A 1725-nucleotide genomic window follows, 5' to 3' on the forward strand; every position below is an offset into this window, starting at 1 on the left:
AACTCATATCAGCAACATACACCCGGCACGGTGCGCGCGCACGAGGAAGCTTGCCTTTGCTCTTCTCCGCAGGAAGGGCAGCTACGGGTCGACTCCGGCCAGTGGCTGAAGGTCAGCTAATGAGGCGCGCTGCGAATGACCGGTAGTGTTGGCACTTCTCCACCCCAACGACTTTAGCAGAAGTTGAAAGGAACCTCAGCAGCAGAAATTTCCTGAATAGCTTTCGATCGTCGGTCGTGGTTCGGCCCCTGAATGTCCGAAGTGGGCCGATAGCGGACCGGCAGCTTTGAGGCTTGCATTGTTTGGAAGCGGACCTTCAGGCATCGGCATGATCTGACCCGACGCAGACTCTCGCAAACGGAGCCGTGCATGACAGCTTTGCGCCGATGTCCGCCGTAGAAATCATCTTTTGCCGCTTCCCGAAAGCAGGCATCGCCGGCGACCACGCTGGAAGTCTTGGTCGCGCCAAAACCGGAAGATGGAACTGCTCCACAACAAGGTCTGATTTAGATTTACTTGGTGAGCAGACCTCTGGTCCGCTAGAGTCCAAGTCTCCACCGGGCTGCAGACCGAAAACCCGGAAAACGCTTATCTCATGGTAAGCTGATGCATCTGGAGCGCCTATGATGAAGCCGACCGGATCCACCGAGGCAGTGAGGATCGAGGACCTTGACGACGCGGGGCTGGTTGAACACGCGCGACTGCGGGACCCCGCCGCATTCTGGTTAATCATCAAGCGTCACAATCAGCGGCTTCACCGGGTCGCCCGCGCCGTCCTGAATGACGACACCGAGGCCGAGGACGTACTTCAGGAGACCTATATCCACGCCTTCACCCATCTGGCCGAATTCCGCGCGGAGGCGCAGCTGTCGACCTGGCTCACCCGGATCGCGCTGAACGAGGCGCTGGGACGCCGCCGGAAAAGGCGGCCCACCGTCGACGTGAAAGCCATCGAAGGCATGGTCGCTCCGTTCAGCGCCCACAAACCTGATCCCGAAGAGGCGGCCGCTCTCGCTGAAATCCGCAACCTCCTGGAGCGAGCCGTCGTTGGCTTGCCAGAGCCCTTTCGCATCGTCTTTGTCATGCGCGACGTCGAGGAAATGAGCATTGAGGAGACGGCTTTTCTTTTGGCGTTGCGACCTCAGACAGTGAGCACCCGACTTTATCGCGCACGCCGGCTGCTCCGCGAGGCGCTGCGGGACAAGCTCGCCACCGTGTTCACGGATACGTTTCTCTTCGCTGGCGCCCGTTGTGACCACCTCGCGCAATCAGTCTTGGACCGGCTCGCAATCCGCCTGGTTCGAAAGGATACTGGTCAGTTGAACGCGGCGACTGAGCGCACGTAGACGCCGTCCACGCCGAGATTACGCCGGCTTCTTTCGCAGAGCTCTTGTAGCGGGACGCGGGAATATTTTGGCGGCCCGGACCATCTAATCATCAGGCAAATGCATTCGGCGCCGCGGTGCTGACAGCGGTGTTGAATCAACAAACATAGGAGACCGCCATGCAGGGCGCACTTCACCTATCCCGGCGTCAGTCGCTTCAGGGACTTGTCGTACTCGGTGCCGGAGCGGCACTCGGCGGAATCGCACGGCCTTCTCCGGTATTGGCACAGGACATATCGGACGAGGACATTTTCCGCTTTGCCCTCAACCTCGAATATATGGAGGCCGAATACTACCTCCGCGGCACCACCGGAAAAGGCATCGACGCAGCCGATGCCGG

2 protein-coding genes are annotated in these 1725 nt (G+C 59.8%); both read left to right on the top strand.

From position 1 onward, the window contains the following. The first annotated feature begins 623 nt into the window (after positions 1-623). The gene (locus M727_RS0132730) at positions 624-1346 is read left to right on the top strand and encodes an RNA polymerase sigma factor (RefSeq protein ID WP_027156029.1); all 723 of its coding nucleotides are present in this window, start codon (positions 624-626) and stop codon (positions 1344-1346) included. 158 nt (positions 1347-1504) lie between these two features. Beyond that, on the top strand, positions 1505-1725 hold a 221-nt coding region (locus M727_RS43655), incomplete at its 3' end, for a ferritin-like domain-containing protein (protein ID WP_245269123.1).

Source organism: Mesorhizobium sp. WSM2561, from assembly GCF_000513915.1.
Taxonomy (GTDB): Bacteria; Pseudomonadota; Alphaproteobacteria; order Rhizobiales; family Rhizobiaceae; genus Mesorhizobium; species Mesorhizobium muleiense.

Excerpts from the sequence above, each read along its gene's own strand:
- M727_RS0132730 (WP_027156029.1), top strand. The coding sequence starts at position 624 with ATGATGAAGCCGACCGGATCCACCGAGGCAGTGAGGATCGAGGACCTT.